This window comes from Nocardia sp. NPDC059228, assembly GCF_042754245.1.
Taxonomy (GTDB): domain Bacteria; phylum Actinomycetota; class Actinomycetes; order Mycobacteriales; family Mycobacteriaceae; genus Nocardia.
Window position 1 is genome coordinate 155,276 of record NZ_JBHZAL010000002.1, and the last position, 18,713, is coordinate 173,988.

At 64.5% G+C, this 18,713-nt stretch carries 19 protein-coding genes and 2 CRISPR repeat arrays; of the genes, 17 read left to right on the forward strand and 2 right to left on the reverse strand.

Annotated elements, in window-relative coordinates; translation table 11 throughout:
* The first annotated feature begins 2 nt into the window (after window positions 1–2).
* The 7 genes from cas5 to ACFXKA_RS04585 all read left to right on the forward strand — a co-directional run bounded on the left by cas5 (window position 3) and on the right by ACFXKA_RS04585 (window position 9,864).
* Window positions 3–656, forward strand: a complete 654-nt coding sequence (gene cas5, locus ACFXKA_RS04555) for a CRISPR-associated protein Cas5 (protein ID WP_379426055.1) — start codon at window positions 3–5, stop codon at window positions 654–656.
* Between the two features lie 38 nt (window positions 657–694).
* Window positions 695–3,106: a CRISPR-associated helicase Cas3' gene (gene cas3 / locus ACFXKA_RS04560; RefSeq protein WP_379426057.1), complete on the forward strand. Its 2,412-nt coding sequence runs from the start codon at window positions 695–697 to the stop codon at window positions 3,104–3,106.
* A gap of 1,904 nt (window positions 3,107–5,010) precedes the next feature.
* Window positions 5,011–5,874, forward strand: coding sequence for an Abi family protein (locus ACFXKA_RS04565; RefSeq protein WP_379426058.1), 864 nt, complete (start codon window positions 5,011–5,013; stop codon window positions 5,872–5,874).
* Between the two features lie 1,016 nt (window positions 5,875–6,890).
* Complete coding sequence (locus tag ACFXKA_RS04570) at window positions 6,891–7,046, forward strand: hypothetical protein (protein WP_379426059.1); 156 nt, start codon at window positions 6,891–6,893, stop codon at window positions 7,044–7,046.
* Window positions 7,043–7,366: a hypothetical protein gene (locus ACFXKA_RS04575; protein WP_379426060.1), complete on the forward strand. Its 324-nt coding sequence runs from the start codon at window positions 7,043–7,045 to the stop codon at window positions 7,364–7,366. Before ACFXKA_RS04570 ends, ACFXKA_RS04575 begins: the two co-directional genes overlap by 4 nt.
* A gap of 70 nt (window positions 7,367–7,436) precedes the next feature.
* Window positions 7,437–7,987: a CRISPR direct-repeat array (repeat unit 21 nt; unit sequence GCCCCTGCGAGGGGTCGCAAC).
* Between the two features lie 856 nt (window positions 7,988–8,843).
* A complete protein-coding gene (locus tag ACFXKA_RS04580; protein ID WP_379426061.1) occupies window positions 8,844–9,386 on the forward strand; it encodes a CopG family transcriptional regulator in 543 nt (180 codons plus the stop codon).
* 307 nt (window positions 9,387–9,693) lie between these two features.
* Complete coding sequence (locus tag ACFXKA_RS04585; protein WP_379426062.1) at window positions 9,694–9,864, forward strand: hypothetical protein; 171 nt, start codon at window positions 9,694–9,696, stop codon at window positions 9,862–9,864.
* A 173-nt stretch (window positions 9,865–10,037) separates the two neighbouring features.
* Window positions 10,038–10,601: direct repeats of the CRISPR family, unit length 30 nt; unit sequence GTCACCATCGCCCCTGCGAGGGGTCGCAAC.
* Window positions 10,602–10,699: 98 nt separating this feature from the next.
* On the opposite strand, the gene ACFXKA_RS04590 is transcribed toward ACFXKA_RS04585, so the two are convergent.
* Complete coding sequence (locus ACFXKA_RS04590; RefSeq protein ID WP_379426064.1) at window positions 10,700–10,855, reverse strand: hypothetical protein; 156 nt, start codon at window positions 10,853–10,855, stop codon at window positions 10,700–10,702.
* A 342-nt stretch (window positions 10,856–11,197) separates the two neighbouring features.
* Between ACFXKA_RS04590 and ACFXKA_RS04595 the strand changes: the two genes are divergently transcribed.
* From ACFXKA_RS04595 to ACFXKA_RS04610, 4 genes are all read left to right on the forward strand, one after another.
* Window positions 11,198–11,500 (forward strand): hypothetical protein, encoded by a 303-nt coding sequence (locus ACFXKA_RS04595; protein WP_379426065.1) that lies wholly within the window; start codon window positions 11,198–11,200, stop codon window positions 11,498–11,500.
* Window positions 11,501–12,350: 850 nt separating this feature from the next.
* Window positions 12,351–13,040 (forward strand): hypothetical protein, encoded by a 690-nt coding sequence (locus ACFXKA_RS04600; protein WP_379426066.1) that lies wholly within the window; start codon window positions 12,351–12,353, stop codon window positions 13,038–13,040.
* 49 nt (window positions 13,041–13,089) lie between these two features.
* The gene (locus ACFXKA_RS04605; protein ID WP_379426068.1) at window positions 13,090–14,133 is read left to right on the forward strand and encodes an ImmA/IrrE family metallo-endopeptidase; all 1,044 of its coding nucleotides are present in this window, start codon (window positions 13,090–13,092) and stop codon (window positions 14,131–14,133) included.
* A gap of 180 nt (window positions 14,134–14,313) precedes the next feature.
* Entirely contained in the window at window positions 14,314–14,985 is a 672-nt protein-coding gene (locus ACFXKA_RS04610; protein WP_379426069.1) for an HAD family hydrolase, read from the forward strand.
* On the opposite strand, the gene ACFXKA_RS04615 is transcribed toward ACFXKA_RS04610, so the two are convergent.
* Window positions 14,966–16,237 carry an XRE family transcriptional regulator gene (locus ACFXKA_RS04615; protein WP_379426070.1) on the reverse strand — a complete coding sequence of 424 codons (1,272 nt, stop codon included), beginning with the start codon at window positions 16,235–16,237 and terminating at the stop codon, window positions 14,966–14,968. The two genes, ACFXKA_RS04610 and ACFXKA_RS04615, sit on opposite strands and share 20 nt — an antisense overlap.
* A 185-nt stretch (window positions 16,238–16,422) precedes the next feature.
* Here ACFXKA_RS04615 and ACFXKA_RS04620 point away from each other — a divergent pair, with 185 nt between their 5' ends.
* The 6 genes from ACFXKA_RS04620 to ACFXKA_RS04645 are packed head-to-tail and all read left to right on the forward strand — an operon-like array spanning window position 16,423 to window position 18,688.
* Window positions 16,423–16,653: a helix-turn-helix domain-containing protein gene (locus ACFXKA_RS04620; RefSeq protein ID WP_379426071.1), complete on the forward strand. Its 231-nt coding sequence runs from the start codon at window positions 16,423–16,425 to the stop codon at window positions 16,651–16,653.
* Window positions 16,653–17,213 carry a hypothetical protein gene (locus ACFXKA_RS04625; RefSeq protein ID WP_379426072.1) on the forward strand — a complete coding sequence of 187 codons (561 nt, stop codon included), beginning with the start codon at window positions 16,653–16,655 and terminating at the stop codon, window positions 17,211–17,213. Before ACFXKA_RS04620 ends, ACFXKA_RS04625 begins: the two co-directional genes overlap by 1 nt.
* Window positions 17,213–17,371: a hypothetical protein gene (locus tag ACFXKA_RS04630; protein WP_379426073.1), complete on the forward strand. Its 159-nt coding sequence runs from the start codon at window positions 17,213–17,215 to the stop codon at window positions 17,369–17,371. The genes ACFXKA_RS04625 and ACFXKA_RS04630 overlap by 1 nt, the downstream gene beginning before the upstream one ends.
* On the forward strand, window positions 17,368–17,661 hold the full coding sequence (locus ACFXKA_RS04635; protein WP_379426074.1) for a hypothetical protein: 294 nt from the start codon (window positions 17,368–17,370) through the stop codon (window positions 17,659–17,661). The genes ACFXKA_RS04630 and ACFXKA_RS04635 overlap by 4 nt, the downstream gene beginning before the upstream one ends.
* Window positions 17,658–18,005 (forward strand): hypothetical protein, encoded by a 348-nt coding sequence (locus ACFXKA_RS04640; RefSeq protein WP_379426075.1) that lies wholly within the window; start codon window positions 17,658–17,660, stop codon window positions 18,003–18,005. The genes ACFXKA_RS04635 and ACFXKA_RS04640 overlap by 4 nt, the downstream gene beginning before the upstream one ends.
* Window positions 18,002–18,688 carry a hypothetical protein gene (locus tag ACFXKA_RS04645; protein WP_379426076.1) on the forward strand — a complete coding sequence of 229 codons (687 nt, stop codon included), beginning with the start codon at window positions 18,002–18,004 and terminating at the stop codon, window positions 18,686–18,688. Before ACFXKA_RS04640 ends, ACFXKA_RS04645 begins: the two co-directional genes overlap by 4 nt.
* Window positions 18,689–18,713 lie beyond the last annotated feature (25 nt).

Here is an 18,713-nt window from a genome sequence, read left to right on the forward strand (position 1 = left end):
TCATGCCCCCGGCCCTGGAAATCGTGTTCACCGCGCCGATCGTCAGTTTCCGCAACCCGCTCTATGACGGACTGCAAGTGGGACTGCCCTGCCCGCCGCCGTCCACAGTCGGCGGGGCGCTCGCCGCCGCGGCCGGCGGGTGGGACCGCGTCGCTGACACCACCCGATTCGCGATGACCTTCCACGCGGCGGGGTTCGGCACCGACCTCGAGACCTACCACCCGCTCGCCAACCCTGGCACCCCCGCCAACATCACCATCAAAGACCGAGACTTTCTCGCTATGACCACCCTCACTGTCTGGCTCGTCACCGACCTCGACCGCTGGCAGCACGCGCTGCGCCGCCCCGTCTGGCCGATGCGATTGGGGCGTAGCCAAGACCTTGTCGCCACACGCACGCGCCGCGTCGAACTGAGCACCGGGCCAGGAACTCAAGGCCATGCCATCGTCCCGGACACACTGCCGCACGCGGCCGGCACCCGGTTCCGTCTCACCACCGCGGTGTCCATCGACCGTGCCCGAACCCGTTGGGGCAGTTACCGCTACGCCGCGCACGGCGCGGCGACCGACATCGACACCGGCTTGGTCACCGACACCGGTCAAGCCGTCGCGCTGCTACCGCCGATACACCCCGCCCAGCTCAGCGCGAGTGCCTGACACCGGTTCGCTGTCCACCCTGCGCACGGGAGAACTTCATGCATGACCTGTGGGCGAAGAGTCCGACCCCCCGACCCGGCCACCCCGCCCAGCGCGGAGAACTCCTCACCCACCATCTGCAGGCAACGCTGAACTCGCTGCGGCAGATCCAGGATCGAGTGGGCCGAATACTCCCGATGCCCGGCGGGTTCTGGGTCTGGGCCGCGCTCGCTGCGTTGCTACACGACGCCGGCAAAGTAGCCGACGGCTTCCAACGCATGGTCGGCAACAGCGTTGAACCGCCCAAGAATTGGGGACAACGCCACGAAGTCCTCTCCCTCGGGTTCGTGTCCCTGCTCCTGGACAACCTCCCCGCCGAGGACCGCCTCTGGATCGCCGGCGCCGTCGCCGGCCACCACCGCCCCTTCACTGGCGGCAAGGGGTCGCTGCTCACCCTCTACGGCGGCGACAGCCCCGCAGAGTTCACCACCAACTTCCTGCCCGCCGACACCGATGCCGTCAACCGGCTCTGCGTGTGGCTGCACCACACCGCCACCGCGTCCGGGCTTCCCACCCAATCGCACGATCACCCCATCACCCCCGACGCTGTCGTCTCCCACGCCCACACCCTGTTCGACCAATTGATGGATCGCTGGGAATGGACGCTGATCTCCGACGACCGCCACCGCGGACTGACCGCCGTACTGCTGCTGGGTGCAGTGACCATGGCCGACCATCTCTCCTCAGGACACCGCCAACTCCAGCAGTACCAACCCCTCACCGCCGACTACCGCACCCGACTGACCCGGCGCCTCGCCAACGCCGGGCACACCCTGCGCCCCCAACAGACCCGAGCAGCCGACACCCGCGGCCACATGCTGCTGCGGTCATGGACCGCCAGCGGCAAGACCGAGGCGTCGTTGCTGTGGGCGCGGACCCAGGTCACCGACCTGGCCACACTGACCGCGGGAAACCCGCGCGTCTTCTACTTGCTGCCCTATCTGGCCAGTATCAACGCGATGACCAGCCGTCTGGGCGACGAACTCGACACCAGCGACGGGATCGGAGTCGCCCACTCCAAAGCCGCCTCCTACCATCTGGCCCGCGCCCTTGAGGACGGCTGCGCCGGCGATGCAGCCGGTATCCGTGCCGATGCTGCGCGCAAGGCGCACTCTCGCACCCAAGCAACCAGGAACTTTCGGGAACTGCTGCGTGTCGGGACCCCCTACCAGCTGCTGCGTGGCGCCCTCGCCGGCCCGGCACATTCCGGCGTCCTGGTCGACAGCGCCAATTCGGTGTTCATTCTCGACGAGCTGCATGCCTTCGACGCGCGTCGCCTCGGCATGATCCTGGCGATGATGCGCTTGTGGGAACGGACCGGCGGCCGCATCGCGGTCCTGTCGGCAACTATGCCGACAGCCCTGGTCGAATTGGTCGAAGCGACCCTGCAGCAGCCGGCCTCACTGGTCGAACCGCCCGCCGACGCCACCGCCCCTGCCCGCCACCACCTGCACACCCGCACCGCTCACCTCACCGCCGATGAGTCGATCGCCGAAATCAGCGCCGCACTCGAGGCGCGAGAATCGGTGCTGGTCGTCGCCAACAACGTCAAAGATGCTGTCTACCTGTATGAAAAGCTCGGACCCGCCTGCATCGACCTGCACGGTGACGACTCGGCGTTTCTGCTGCACTCGCGATTCAAACGCGAGGACCGCAACAAGATCGAGGCCGCGATCCTGCGCCGATTCGCTGTCGGCAACCCCCGTCGGCCCGGACTGCTGATCGGCACCCAAGTCCTCGAGGTCTCACTCAACATCGACCTGGATCGCTGCCACACCTCCGCCGCAGACCTGGAAGCGCTGCTGCAGCGATTCGGCCGAACCAACCGGGTCGGTGCGCTCCCACCCGTGCCCACCATCGTGCACGAACCCACCTACACCCCGCGACGCGGTGGCGGCGAACTGTGGGCCGACGGCGTCTACGAGGAAGCTCCGACCCGCCTGGCATGGGACATCCTCACACGCCACAACGGACAGATCATCGACGAAAAGGCCACCACCACGTGGTTGGACCAGGTGTACAGCAGCCCATGGGGCAGCCACTGGCGAGCCACCGTCGACAGCCACCGCAAACTGTTCGAAGACGGATTCCTCACCTTCGCCCAACCATTCGACGACCGCTCCAAACTCGCCGAACGATTCGATGAACTGTTCGACGGCACCGAAGCGATCCTCAGCACCGACCGCGACGACTACGAGCGAGCACTCAAGGAAACCGGCACAGACTCCGCCGCCGGCCGGCTACTCGCCGACCGCTATCTCATCCCCATGCCACACTGGGCCGGATCTCTGACACAGTACGAAAAAGCCCTCAACGTGCGTGTCATCGACGGGGATTACGACCCAGTGCTCGGCCTGCAGGGGGTGCGCGGACCGGCGCAGCAGATCTATCGGGCTGGGTGGGTGTTGTGATCGTCGCCCCTGCGAGGGGTCGCAACATGCAGCCGGCCTCGCGGCAGCCGACGATCTCTGTGCGTCACCATCGCCCTGCGCGGGGTCGCAACCCGGAGGAGCAGCGCTGGAGTAGTGAACTGATGGCGGCGGTTGCGCCGCAGCCCGGCGATCTCGTGCTGGAAAAAACCGGCCGAACTTCTTCGCATACACCGAGCTCGACCCGATTCTGAGAAGCATTGGCGTGCAACGGCTGCTGGTCGCGGACCAGGTTCGAGGCCAGGTCGCCATCGTCCCTGCGAGGGGTCTCAACTCCATGGCGAGCAGGTAGAGCATGATGCCCGCAAGGTCACCATCGTCCCTGTCACCATCTCTCCTGCGAGGGGTCGCAGCGCGGTGCCGATCTGGAACTGGATCGCGAGCAGCTCGAGGCTCCATCGCCCCTGCGAGGGGTCGCAACTTGTACGGGATCTTGCCGATCTTCTGCAGGGTCAGACGGTCACTATTGTCCTGCGAGGGGTCGCAACCCGCGGTGGTGGGCGTCCTGACACGCCCGCAAACCCTGAATCGTCACCATCGCCCTTGCGAGGGGTCGCAACTAGTAATAGGTCGCCGCTGCCAGAGTGCCGCCCGTGGTCACCATCGCCCCTGCGAGGGGCCGCAACCTGTCGAGCTGGCCGCGCTGGAGGACGATCAGCCGGTCACCATCGCCCCTGCGAGGGGTCGCAACCGGCAGGTGACCGTCAGCAGCATCGAGTACCGCGCCAGTCACCATCGCCCCTACGAGGGGTCGCAACTCCCACATGTCGTAGACCGCGCCCTCGGCCGCGACCCGGCACCATCCCACCTGCGAGGGGTCGCAATACCGGGGTCGAGTTGATCGCGGTGGCCAACTTGGTGCGTCATCATCGCCCCTACAAGGGGCCGCAACTAGAGCGCCAGGCAGTGCGCGATCCACCGTTTCCGGGTCGCCATCGGCCCCTGCGAGGGGTCGCAACTAGAAGGTGTTCTCGCCGACCATGTTGGTGACGGCGTCACCATCGCCCCTGCGAGGGGTCGCAACGCGATGATCGGTGCGGACGAGTACGCGCGAATGTGGTCATCATCGCCCCTACAAGGGGCCGCAACTAGAGCGCCAGGCAGTGCGCGATCCACCGCTTCCGGGTCGCCATCGGCCCCTGCGAGGGTCGCTTGTGGGCGCGCCGATTTGACCAGCGGGGTCGTCACCCTCGCCTTGCGAGGGGTCGTAACCTGAGCATGCACGGCATCAGCCGCGATGCCTGGAACTCACCATCACCCCCTGCGAGGGGTCGCAACTGGTACGGGATCTTGCCGATCTTCTGCAGGATCAGACGGTCACCATCGCTCCTGCGAGGGTCGCAACATGATCTTTCGCATCGGGACGCCCTTGCGATCTGGGCGTCACCATCGTCCCCTGCGAGGGGCCGCAACGTTTCGTTCGCGGTGATGTGCGTGTCCTCGCCATCCTGTCGCCACGCCCTGCGAGGGGTCGCAACGCCATGGTCAGACCTCCTCTCGGAGTCGTTCAGGGAGTCACCATCGCCCCTGCGAGGGGGTGCAACTTGTAGGAGTTCTGCCCCTTGGTGATGCCCGTGTTATCACCACGGTGTTGCTTGACAACGGCACCGCCGCCACGGCGTACCACGCCCCGGCGTCAACCAGATACAAGCGGACATCAGCTCCACGGACGAGTACCGCAACAAGTGGTTCCGGCCCCTTAGCGGGTCGCCACGAGCACACGGAAACGGACTCTGGTCCGACCCGAACCCTGACTTGTAAGCTCCGCTCGCTGCGGCCCCGCGCATTCCGTCGTGCAGAACTGCTACACTCATGCCAACGATGCCCGCCAAGGCTAGAGCGCAAGCTTCCTCACTTCGGCGGGCTTTTTACTACCCTCACTCAGGGTGAAGCCCTTCCTGAGCATCGAGGACCAGGTTCAAAGATTGCGCGACAACGGCCTCGCGCTCACAGCCACCGAGAGTGCCGAAGCGGTTCGGTTCCTCAAGGATCACAACTACTACAGGCTGAGTGGCTACTTCCGATACTTCCAGGTGAACCCACCCACCGGGCAAAACCAGTTCACCGCTGGCGCTACATTCCAGAAGATCCAGGCGGCCTACTCATTCGATCGGCGACTCACCGAGCGGCTTCAGTCAGGCCTCGCCGATTTCGAGATCGTGTTTCGATCGCAGCTCGCCTACCTCATCGCGCAGTCGACCGGGCCGGACTCCTACCTGGACGACGACATCTACGAGGACAGAAACGGTGCAAGAGACAAGCTTCTCCAAAGCATCGACAGCGAGCTGAAACGCTCCACGGAACGGTTCGTCCAGCACCATCGCGCTCGGGGAGAGGCAATCCCAGTGTGGGCTGCGGTGGAAGCTCTGTCCCTCGGTACTAGCTCAAAGATGTATGGGCTGATCAAGGATGCAGACGGCGTATTCAAGCCGCTCGCGACCCGCTTCGGGATCAGCCACAAAATCGCGCGAAAGACCTTCCGCGCGATGTCAGTGCTGCGGAACGTCTGTGCGCATCACGGCCGCATCTGGAACCGAAGCCATGGCATCGAAGTCGAAGCACCGCGCGTTGTGTGGACCGAAAACGATCGAACCCTCTACAAGGACACACCCTGGGCATGGGCTGTGACCCTTGGGCATCTCGTCGACAATGCCCGCGGTGATGACTGTTACTCGCAGACCTTTTGGGACTTCATCGAGGGCGAGCCTGCATGGCTGTGCCAGGGGCTGACCCACCCATCCCAGATGTAGGAGTCATCGTTTTCCGAACACCGATATCGTGGCCGGTGCCACTATCGCCCCTGCACGGGGGTCGCAACCTGATGATCTCGACCGGCGACACCGCCGAATGGGGCGTGTCGCCATCGCCCCTGCGAGGGGTCGCAACGTGTGGTCATCGTCGCCGACCGCGACGCCCTCGGATGTCACCATCGCCCCTGCGAGGGGTCGCAACGACCAGTCGAAGGTCCAGGGCTCGATGTCGGTCGGGCGTCACCATCGTCCCTGCGAGGGGTCGCAACGACCAGACGTAGCGGTCAGGGTCGTGTATGCCGACAGGTCACCATTGCCCCTGCGAGGGGTCGCAACCTGCCCAGTGTGCCTTGGGTGGTGTACCGGCCCGGCGCGTCACCACATCGCCCCTGCGAGGGGTCACAACGCGGTGTCTCGAAATGCGCGCCAGTACATTCCGTCGTCACCATCGCCCCTGCGAGGGGTCGCAACAGCCAGGCCTGCCAGATCGCGCGCAGCTGCCGCGAAGTCACCATCGCCCCTGTGCGAGGGGTCGCAACAAGATGTCGACCAGCTGCCGCTCACGCGAAAGGATGGTCGCCACCGCCCTGCGAGGGGCGCAACCCGAACGAGAAGTTCGGCAGCATCCATTTGCCGGGCGGTCACCATCGCCCGTCAGGGTCGCAACGCGGTTCCAGCCGTCTTGGCCGCTACGGTGTCGTCGTCACCATCGGCGGCCGGCAGATCGCCGACGCGGCGGGGGAACCGCTCCCCGCTGCCGCACCGGAGCGGGCGGTCGCGCTCGTCCTCGACGCCGCCCAGGGTTCCGGCGCGACACGGGCCGCAGCGATCAGCAGGACCGGTAACCGCCACCAGCGATAATACCGAGGTATTATGGTGGTGGTGTGGAGTACGAGTGGTCACCGACAGCCAAACAGTTCCTCCAGCATTTCCAGGTCCGGACCTGGGAGGTGATGGAAGTCCTGTACTCGGCTCACCGGTGGCCACGGCCAGCCCGGACCAACCAAGGTCTACCGGTGCTGACCGTGTGGGGCCGCAGCGACGATGACCACGCGTTGATCGTCGTCCTGCGACAGCTGCCCTCGGCCTCCACACGCTGGGAAATCCTGATGGCCGTGCCGATGGGAGAACACCAGCTCACCGAGTACAACGCATGGGAGGCCAACCAATGAGCGACCACGAAGACCAGGGCTACCCGCGCACCCCCGAGGACGCCACCGCGTTCCTGGGCGGTCTGACCTTCGACGACACCGCCGCGCCGCCGCTACCCCCGACCGCCGACGAGATCGAAACCGGCATGGTCACCACCTCCCTGAAACTCCCCGCCGAACTGCGGGACCGCGTCCGGGAGACCGCCGCCGAACACTGCATCACCGCGAGCATGCTGATCCGCCAGTACATCGAAATGGGCCTCGCCGCCGAACAACCCGAGCGTATGATCCCGCTCTCCGACGCCATCCGGGTCCTGTCCAGCCTGCGCGATACCGCCTGACACAACAGGAGATGGCCTCACAGATGACCCGATCAGCCCTAGATGGTCGGGCGCTCACCGGTTACCCATCGCCCCTGCGAGGGGTCGCAACAGCACGATCAGCAACTGCACCGGCAGCCGCCCGCGCGGTCACCATTGCCCCTGCGAGGGGTCGCAACTTCATGACGACCGACCAGAAGGTGACCGCCCACAGGTCACCATCGCCCCTGCGAGGGGTCGCAACAACAGGGCTGGGCCCGGGATCGGGGGTGACCTTCTTGCGTCACCATCGCCCCTGTGAGGGTTCGCAACAGCAGTACGGGGAGCGCGTCATAGGTCGCCGAAAGAGTCACCATCGCCCCTGCGAGGGGTCGCAACGTCACCGGATCTTCAGCAGGGCGTCACCTCGGCGCTGACGTCACCATCGTCCCTGCGAGGGGTCGCAACGCAATCGAGGTGAACGCGCTGCCCAGGGTGGTGCTGACACCATCGCCCCTGCGAGGGGCCGCAACGTATCGACCAGCAGCACGCGCCGGCCTTCCGATGCCGTCACTATCGCCCCTGCGAGGGGTCGCAACAAATACAGCAGCAGCTTGTTCCCGCGGCGGCCGCCATCGCCATCACCCCTGCAGGGGTCACAACATGTCGAAACAGATTGGCCGCGTGTCGATTTCGGGGTCACATGTTCGCGGCCTGCTGGCAGGCTTGGGCCGCGTCACCATCGCCCTTGCGAGGGGTCGCAACGCGGTCAGCTGGGTGGCGTCCTGGATCACCGCCGCAGTCACCATCGCCCCTGCGAGGGGTCGCAACAGGTAGCCCTGGACCTTCTGGTCAGCGCGGGACTGGGTGTCACTATCGCCCCTGCGAGGGGTCGCAACACGACCTGGAGCGCGTTTTTCGCACCGTGGGCGTAGGTCACCATCGCCCCTGCGAGGGGTCGCAACGTCCAGTCGACCGCGCCGGAACGTGAGGACACCCGCGTGTCACAATCGCCCCTACGAGGGAGGGGTTGCAACATGCCCGCGATCGACCGCAGGAAATTCGCGAGCAGGTCGTCTCCATCGTCCCTGCGAGGGGTCGCAACAGGAAGGTCGCGCCGTTGTTGGTCCACAGCCCGATGGTCACCATCGCCCCTGCGAAAGGGGTCGCACTGACTGCGCATCCACGGTTGGACGAGGAACTGGCCAAAGTGCAGCGCACCTGAGGTTCGCTCGGGTTCCAGCTCTACAGGGACCATCTGGTGGTGGATCCCGCACGCCCGCCCAACTCCCGCGCGGTGGCCGAGCCCGAGAAGCCAGGTCACGGCCAGAATCCACCCAAGGTCGATAGGCTGTGCCGAGTACCTGACCTGCAAATCTCTCCAGCAGAAGACCATTCAAAATTCCGGGGTCTGGACTGTTGGAATCGGTTCAGGCGGGTGTCACAGTACATCGAAGCATTGGACTCCCACATAACATGTGAGTCCACATGTATGAGCTAAAATACTCACATGCCACGGATGTCGATCTACCTGCCCGATGATCTCGCTGAGCTGCTGAAAACCGCTGGCACAGGCGAGTCGACATCCCAGGTGATCCAGGAAGCCCTCCGCCGCCATTTCGGAGAGTCGTCCAGTGCGACTTACGCTCGGGTGCCGACCGATACGCCACGACTCATCGAGCAGGCAAGAAACCGGTTGATGCCCATGGCTCAACAGGAATATGAGGACGGATTCGCAGCGGCGTTGAACCGTGCCGCAGATCTGCCATGGGAGGTTTTCGACGAGCTCGACACCCATCGTTTCGACATTGCTGCGTGGATCCGGCCGGTGACGCGCGCAGCTCATTCCGCGGTCTGCGAGCAGACATCGCCGAGCGCAGCGGGACCCGAGTGGCTTTCCCTGCTCGCCGAGGATCTCGGTCAACTTGCCGATCCCATTGGGTTCGACCGGTTTTCATTCAGGCGTTCCAGCATGTACCTGCGTGGATATGGTGATGCGCTCCGGCAGGTGTTCGTTGCCGTTCTTCAACATCACAGCGATGACGCCGAAGTGCATGGCTGACCACGTCGGGACATGTCCGGCAACGAGTTCGGCGCCCCTGATAGTCCTGCGGGTGGACTCATGACCAGCTTGTTCACCACCATCGTTAGCGCGGGTCCCGGTGCAGGCGCGATCTGGTGGGTCCACAGGGACGGGCCCACCCGCTTGTGCGCGGGTCTTGTCGCGGTGTTCCACCCCACCGCGGCGCGACGCAGAGACGCCCGCGCAGTGCTGGCCGCCACGAAACGGTCGGGCCAAAGGCGGTGACCATTTCGGTGTGCTCTTAGACAGCCAAGATATGGCCGGCAATACCTGCATCATGTGCAGCGTGTTCGAAGGCCAACTGTGCGATGCCCAGCTCCGCAGGTTCCAATCAGCCGTCGAGTCCGCCCTGGACCTGTCGTACGACAACGTTCTGGTGTACACGTTCCCGCCCGGTGGGCAGCCTCGGCGGCTGGAGTGGGGCGCTGTCGAGCCCGCGCCGAGCGATATCCTGTGACCCATCAACCTGAACTCGTAGAGGACGGTATGCCCGCCTCTCGCCGTTGTCGATCGTGATCCTCGTCAGATTTCAGCGACACGCCGAGTGTTCGCGCAAGATCGGCGGTTCACTGAGAAATCGACCCGAATCAATAGCCCCTGCGGCTGTATGAACAGGTGTTTTACCTTGGGGTCACCATCGCCCCTGCGAGGGGTCGCAACATCAGTCATGGTCCACCTACGTCAGCATGGGCGGGGAGTCACCATCGCCCCTGCGAGGGGTCGCAACATCTTGGCGTGCGCGTCGGCCAGCGAATCCGCGATGTCACCATCGCCCCTGCGAGGGGTCGCAACTTGGTGACGCACCCGAAGCTGCACACCGTCCACGCACCGGTCACCATCGCCCCTGCGAGGGGTCGCAACACGAAGCAGGTGAGAGCGTCGGCGTGGGCGGAGGCGTCACCATCGCCCCTGCGAGGGGTCGCAACTCGTACGGGTCGGTCATCTGCCACCACGCCGCCAGAGTCACCATCGCCCCTGCGAGGGGTCGCAACAAGGCGGCAGCTTTGCGCGGGCACTGCGCGCTCGGGGTCACCATCGCCCCTGCGAGGGGTCGCAACACGAGTGTTTTCAGCGCGGCCGCGGTCGCGTCGTCGTGTCACCATCGTCCCTGCGAGGGGTCGCAACCCGAAGGTCGGGAATCCGGTGACGGGGTACCAGTCGTGGGTCACCATCGGCCCTGCGAGGGGTCCCAACAGGTGTTCGTCGGCGGTGTCGGAGAGCGGCAGCGGCGTAACGCACGGTCAAGCTGTATGTCGCGCTGACCGAACCGGCCAAGGCGCCGCGCCGGGGCGCTAGATGATGTCGTCCGGCGGGGGCAGCAACGGGTACGGCCGGGTGCGGTTCTGCTCCTCGATCCGCGCCCGGCACTGCGGGCACATCATCGACAGGTAGCCCTCGCCGACCGGGCGCTCGCCGCAGATCTGGCACATTTTCTGATCGCCCGACACGCGCAGATCATAAGCGACCGCTCGGCTATCATTCGCACATGGGTTCGAATAACCGGCGTCGTGTCTGGTATCTGCACCCGGACGGCCACGCCATCGACAACGACCACCTGATCCGGACTCCGCGCGGGTGGGTGCTCCCGACGCCGATCTTCTGCCCGGGCCCAGAACGCCACGTCCTTGCGGCGAGCCGGTCGACTCTCGGATGGACCGCGTGCCGCCTCGCGGGATGCTCCCGCGGTCATCTCGCCCACACCTGCGGCCGCTGCGGTGCCCATGTGTATCAGCTGGAACTCGGCCCTGGTTGTAGCCCGTTGGCGTTCGACGGGCGCGACGGTGCCAGCGATGGCATCTGACCACCTGCTCGCCGCGGTCCTCGACGTCCTCGCCGAGGTCGAGCCGGCGGAGATGTTCGACGGGCGCGACGTGCTGCGCGCGGTCCGGCCGGCGGTCGACCCAGCGCCGGGCCTGGACGAGGTCGACGAGGTGCTCGCGCTGCTCGCCCTGTCGATGCTCGGCGGTGTCGTCGCGGTGTGCGACGGCGTTTATCGGACCGGTGCGGCGGCCGAGATCGTGGTCGCGCGGCTGCGTCGGCTCGACGAGGCCGTGCGCGTGGTCGACGACGAGGATCTGGCCGACCGGTATTGAACGCGCCGGAAGGCATTGCGGCGCTATCGATGCCGGCCGGGTGATGCCGGCCATCGCTGTCCGCACCGAAGTCCGCTCGGCATGGTGGTGATGATCATGATTCGGATCTGATGGAATCGCCACCGGTTCAGGGGGCGGTCGGGTCGAGTCCCGCACGCCGAAGGCGCTGGTTTCGTTCGTCGTTCATGGTTGGTTTGACGTCGGGCGAGGGCTGGGCGTTGCTGCGGACACGCGAATGTCCGCCATTGGCACGGACCTTGCTCCGACCTGTGCCCAAATGTCCACTTCTGCGGCCGTCGAACACGTGGAACTGGCACGTATCTGGCATTGAAGTGCGACCTGTGTGCAAATGTGCAGGTCAAGGAGTGCCCTCGGCAGGATTCGAACCTGCGACACCAACTTCGGGTGTGGGCGATGTCCAGAGTCTGGTGAGGCGGGCTACAGGGTATCTCCGGATGGCGTGTCGGGGGCGCCGCCCTCGGGCGTGGTTGCTTGGAGTTCAGTGTGCGATGGCTTCAAGCCCATGAAGATCGAGATCTCATCATCTAGGGCGTTCCCGATGCCCGTGAAGTTGTATGCGAGTTCAAGTAGACGTTCAACGGTCCAAGCAGCCCAAATCGACTGTGCAGCAGGGTTCTTTCTGTCGATGACACGCTTCGCAGTCATCCACCCGAATGACCCCTGATGGTCGCGGTCCCCGAAGAACGGACATCCGGTAGCCCCGGTGTGACCGTGCGTGCCAGCTTCGTGAGTTCGATTGCCGTGCAGGTGGTTTCGGGTGCTAACGTGCCTTCCACCTGGTCATTGACCGGTTTTGAACAGAAAATTGAGGCGCGGAGGTGCACGCAGTATGAGCCAGCCAATTCCGTTTCAGTCCCCGATCGTCATCGAGCCTCCGGACGCCCCCGCCTACCTCGCCCAGATGGGGATCCAGGTCTCCGACATCATCGACGCCGTTGCTGCTGGTGATGTCTGGGCTGGCAACATGACCGGTCGCCATTACCCGGTCACGGCCGCTGGTCTCACCCGATGGATCTACGTGGTTGGCACTGTGCGTGAGCGTCTGAGCGCAACACAGTTGTGGGTTCCCGATGATCCGAAGAACCGGCCGATCTCGCAGCGCAAGGACGGCACGTTCACGCTGTCGGTCGTTGGAGGTAACGAGATCACCGGCATTATCGACCATCCCAGGGGGCCTTCTGCCGCGCGTAAGCGGGGAAAAGCCACCGAAGAGGCGGTGAAGAACGGCGCTGTACCGCTGATCACGGTCGAGGCGCTGCGGGCACTTCAGGGAGGAATCAGCGATCACGACAGTGACCTGCGTAAACGTCCGCCACGCGGGAATTGGTTCATCGTGTACTACCGAGACGACGACGCTGTGCGTGTGGAAGTATCACTGCCACGTGGGTTCAAGGATGGTCAGTTCACAAGTTGGATCGTGCGAGTGATCCTCGATGATTGGAGGCCGGACAGTGGTAGCGCGAGGCCGCGCGACATCGGGGGACAAGACGTCGACTTCCAGGTCGTCGAGGTCGTCTGAGGCGTATCTGGATCCGGATCGTATCCAGATCGCGCGGATGCGTAGGGGGATGACGAAAGCCGAACTGGCGCGGCAACTGTCGGTCATCCCCCGCACGGTTGCCCGCTACGAAGCAGGCGAGGCACCGCGGGGTCTCGCCAACGCACTGTCAGGCGTGTTGGGTTTTCCTGCCAGCTATTTCGAGCGCCCCGAAGCACCGATATTCGACTCCAGCGAGGTTCGTTTCCGTGCAGCACGCCGCGCCAGCGCTCGTGAACGCGATGCCGCGGTCGCGGCTGGGATCTCGGGTGTGGAGATCGATGGCTGGATATCCCAACGGTTCGTGTTGCCCGAGGTGGGTCTACCTTCGCTGGCGGGCAACAGCCCTCAGATCGCCGCGCAACTACTGCGCGGTGTCTGGGGTTTGGGCACGAAGGCTCTGCCGAATCTGGTGCAACTGTGCGAATCTCGCGGAGTCCGGGTCTACAGTTTGCCGCCGTTCGCCGATGCCGTCGACGCCTACTCGATGTGGCGGTCGGGGACACCGTACGTCTTCCTGGCCCGCCGTAAATCTCCAGAACGGATCCGGTTCGACCTGGCTCACGAGATCGGGCACCTCGTCTTGCACGACAGCGAACCATGCGAAACCGCCGCCTTGGAAAGGGAAGCCGACGCGTTCGCGTCGGAATTCTTGGTACCGGCTGCGAGCATCATCGAGTATCTGCCGTCGAATCCGTTGGTCGCTGACATCCTGGATGTACGTAGCCAGTTCAAGGTATCGGCAATGGCACTCGCCATGGCGGCGCAGAAGGCTGGTTGGCTCAGCGATTGGAACTACCGCCAGATCTGCATCGAGCTGTCCACACGAGGTTTCCGATCCTCGGAGCCGGGTGGAATGCCGAACTATGAGATGTCACGGGTGTTTCCGCAGGTGCTCAACCGACCAGATTCGAAGGTCAATGCCCGCACAATCGCCAGTGAGCTGGATCTGCCCGTAAGCGACGTCCATGCACTGACCTTCGGTGTCGAGCTGCGCACCGCCCAGGACACCGAAGTCACCAGTGACACCAGTCACACGAGCCCCTCCGGCCGGTACCGGCTGCATGCAGTGTGAGCTACAGGCGATGCGGAGTCTCCTGACAACTGGCAGAGGATTCCGCATCGCACAGGGCTAGCCCGTGCGAGTGGGACGGATCCGATCGATAGCTCTGCGACGGATAGATTGCGCTCATGAAGAGGCTGGCCAAAGTAACCAACATGGGGCCTCGATGATCGGGCCGGTACGGTTAGGGCCATGATTTCGGCTGTCGTGTTCGATGTTGGTGAGACGCTGGTCGATGAGACCCGCGAGTATGGCACTTGGGCCGACTGGCTAGGAGTTCCACGACATACCTTCGCCGCAGTGTTCGGTGCTGTCATCGCATCAGGGCAGGACTATCGCGAAGCTTTCCAAGTGTTTCAGCCCGGATTTGATCTCACCAAGGAACGTCAAGCTCGCGCTGACGCGGGGCAGCCCGAGTCCTACGGGGAAGAGGATCTCTACTCCGACGTGCGCCCAGCACTGACGAAGCTTCGGGAAATGGGTGTTTGGGTCGGCATCGTTGGAAACCAGACTGTGCGATCAGGGCGAATCCTGCGGAGTCTGAACCTACCCACGGACTTCATTGCGACCTCGGACGACTGGGGCGTGGAGAAGCCGTCGGTCGAGTTCTTCGAGAGGGTTGTTGAGGTCGCGCCCTGCGGTGCCGATGAGATCGTCTATGTCGGTGACCGGATCGACAACGACGTGGCACCTGCTAAGCGTGTTGGCATGCGCACTGCCTATCTGCAGCGTGGTCCCTGGGGGTGGATACTTCGGAACAAGCAAGAGGTCGCGGACCTGTCTGATTACAGGATCCGCGACCTCACTGAGCTTCCGGATATCGTTGCAGCTGAGAATGATTCGGTTAGCCAACCAGTGAATTGACCGTCGTGTGCCAGTTGTAGAGCCGATCGTCAAGGTTCCGTACAGCTGGCAGCGAATCCCACTTCCGCAGTGTCTGTCGCACCGCTTTGATCCGATCCATTGCGGTGGCATACCAGGTGCGGCCAAGGTGGTCCATGGCGTCTTCCAGGTACGAGCACGCCTGTTCCGGATTGTTCTCTAGCACTGCTGCTGCGGCGACGTCCGCGAGATACACCGCGCGCTGCTTCACTGCGTCCTCGGGAAGTTCAACCAGTACCTGCTCGAGTGTTTCTCGCGCCTCGCGACCACGGCCGGCGACGAGCAAGGTGTTCCCCTTGAACCCGGCAAGTCGGGTCGGTGAGAACCAATCCATCCAGGCTGGAGAAGGATTCGTGTCGGGGTCGTACTCGCGGTAGCTGTCCTCTGCGTGCTGAATCAGGCTCAGTGCGCGTCGGGTGTCGCCAAAGCGCGTTTCGACTTCCGCCTCTACTGCGTCGAGCCATGCCACCATCTCAGGGCTGGCGTTGCCGCGCCGGGCGAACGCTCGCGCAGCCCGCATTCGATCTCGCGCTTCCTCGGCGCGGTTCGAGTCTCCGGAGAAGGCTGGCGCGAAGGCCATGTGTGCGAGGGTTGCCGCGCCGAGAAGTGCATCGTCCGCTTCATGTGCAGCCTGAAGGGCCACAACCATGCTGGGCTGCGACAGTTCGGGCTGTTGAAGGTCGAAAAACTCTAGTCGGCCGGCGAGCAGGCTCGACTCCGCAACGGCGCGAGCAAGAACCGGCTTGGCTGGTTCTGGCACTTGCCCGAGCAACTCGATTCCAAGCTGCGCGTGATCTGCCACTGACCGATGCAAGCGGGTAGCCGGGATCAGCCAGTACAGGTGTCGCAAGGACACCGTGATGTTCATGAAATCCGTTGCGACCGAGGTAGGTAGGGGCGTTGTCGACGCTCCGATGATGCGCTGACCAAGCCGGTTTTCCGTCGAGAAGTGCTTGGCTGTACGAGTGGAGGGCCCGCTATCCTCTTCCCACGGCGGGGTAAAGCCCAGTTCGGTCACTGGCCGTTTGAACAGCGCTTCGAGCGCTGCCGCATGCTCTGTGTGCGGCCAGGGCGGGTCAGCAGATTCCCAACGTCGCACTGTTCGAGCGTTAACGGATACGCGCAGGCCAATCGCGCGCGCAGCGTCGTTCACCGCTTCGGCAAGCGCGGCCTGCGAGCGGTACCCGAGAGCCTGACGCGCCGCGCGGAGTGCAGCGTTTCCTGGGGTTGTCATGAGGACAGTCTAGTCCGCTAAGAGGTCACCCTCTACTCAATGGGACATGGAATGGCCTATCTATGTCCTACTTCTCGGCCTATTTTCGGACATTCCCCGGTCGGACCATCTCTATAGGCGCTTATGACGCCGATCACGCGGAGATGGCAGGCATTTCCGCTCTTTTCCACCAAGGAGTGAGCCCGTTGGATACCACCGACCGACCGCCCTTCGATCCCCGCCGAGCGAGGAACCTCATCAGCCTCAAGACGGCCGCTGAGCTTGTCGAAGTGGACTCGAAGACAATCAGGAACTGGATCAAAGCTGGTGTGCTGCAGGGCTTTCGAGTGAACGACCGCCTCTGGCGTGTTAATCGTGACGAGGTACTTGCGCTGGCCCGTCCTGTCCTCCCTGACTCGCCCGAAGGGGCCGCGTGATGGACAGCTCGGATATTCGTAGCCGTCTGGAGCGGCTCGTGTTGGCGCAGCTGCGTGACGAGCATGACGATGTTGCGATCACGCGGAAGCCGTTGATCTCGCAGTTCACGGGTCACAACTACGGCGACCATGACGTGCCGACCGATTATCTGCAGGCGATCGAGGTTGCCGAGCGTCTCTCCGGCATCGCTTGCGCATTGATGATCGACTACGCCGACAAGCCTCGCGGTCAGGGCAGTTCCTGGGCAGAGATCGCGACTGCAATGACGATCGACCCGGACGAGGTCGACGACCCCGCCATCGAAGCATTCGAGCGCGTCGCGCCTCCGGACCGCTACCGCTGGCGTGCGGACAACTACACCACCTGGACGTGCGTCTCGTGCGGGCAGCGTGTGACCGATCGGGGCCCATACGACGGGCATCCGGTCGACAACGAGTCCGGTCATGCCGAGGGCTGCGAGCGGCATCAGCGGGACATCTGCGCATATCTGGGCGACAACTACGACGCCGATGATTCCGGCGCGGGCGAGACCTCCGGGCCCACTCGGGGGTGGTTGTGATGGCCCGCCTGGACCTCCTCATGTTCGGTCTGCTCGTCCTGGGCGTCGGGTTGCTAGTAGCGCCGCAGTTCGTGGCGAGTCTGCTGATCGGCGTGGGCGTGATCGTGTTCGGGTTGCGCTGGTTCGTGCGGTCGTCGCGGCGGGGGTGGCGGCGATGAATCCCATGGATTTCGCGCGCCATCACTCGGGGATGCCGGCGATGTCGGGGCGCGAGTACGACCCCGCCATGCTGATCGACCCGCATGCCTACGGGGTGTCGCTGCGGTTGCGGCTGATGTTTGCTGTGGTGGCCGTGGTGTTCGGGGTCGGCGTGGTGTTCGGGCTGATGCTCGCCCAGGGCGGCACGCGGGCGATCTCGCCGAATGTGTGCCGCGCGGAAGAGGTTTCGCGAATCGACTGCGTGCACGCCACCGCGGTCGCGCCGACCCCAATGGGGGTGCCGCAATGAACTGGACTGCACTATTCGGGCAGAAGGCGGTGCTGGAGGCCGAGAACAAACGCCTGCGCCGCACCCTCGCCGAGCGTGACGCCCGCGTCGCGGAGCTGTCGACCGCGTTGGACGATGCCCTGGACCGCGAGCAGCTGCATTCGTTGTCGGCACCGCACGAGCGGTTGACGCCGGCGGCGGTGCTGGATCGGTATGGCCAGCACCGCGCCGAGCATCCCCGGCAGGCCACCGCAACGGCAGCGGATCGCGGGAGTGTCACGCAGACCGGTGTGCGGCAGTGGATCACGGCGCTGGATGTCACCACCGCCGGTCGGGGTGCCTGTGATCGGAGACGGTCGCGATGAGCACTGATCTCACAGTGGCTGTGCCGCAGCCGGATCCGGTGCTGACCGCCGAGGCGGCCCGGGAGCTGACCGACACCATTCGGGCGCAAGTCGCGCAGGTGTGGGAGCTGGTCAGGCAGGCGTACCTGGGCCGGGTGTGGGAGGTACTCGGGCACGGCAGCTGGGATGCATACTGCGCGGCCGAATTCGACGGAGCGCAGCTGCGGATCCCGCGCGAAGAGCGGTCAGAGATCGTCGCCTCACTGCGCGAGACCGGCATGAGCACACGAGCGATCGCCGCCGTGACCGGCATGAGCGTCGGCACCGTTCACAGCGCAGCGGCAGGTGTTCAAAACCGAACACCTGACACGGTGATCGGTTTGGACGGCAAGTCCTATCAGCCGAAAGCCGGTGACCGCGAACCAGATTCCGAGGCATCCACGGCCCAAGAAGTCCCCGCGACCGCTGAGCAGCCTGTGCCGCGACAGAAGCGGCGTCCCATCACCGAGTCGTTCGACTCCGCTCGTGGGGAGCTGCTGACGAAGGCCAACACGCTGGCGAAATTGGCGGCCGATGCCCGCTTCGACCGGCACGCCGAGCAGCTCTCGCATCGGTTCCGCAGCGACCTGCTGCGCGTGCGGGACGCCCTGCAGGCGGTCATCGACCGTCTTCCTGATCTTTCCGACCGTCCCGAGGAGGGATGAGCCATGCATCTCGTCGACCCCGACC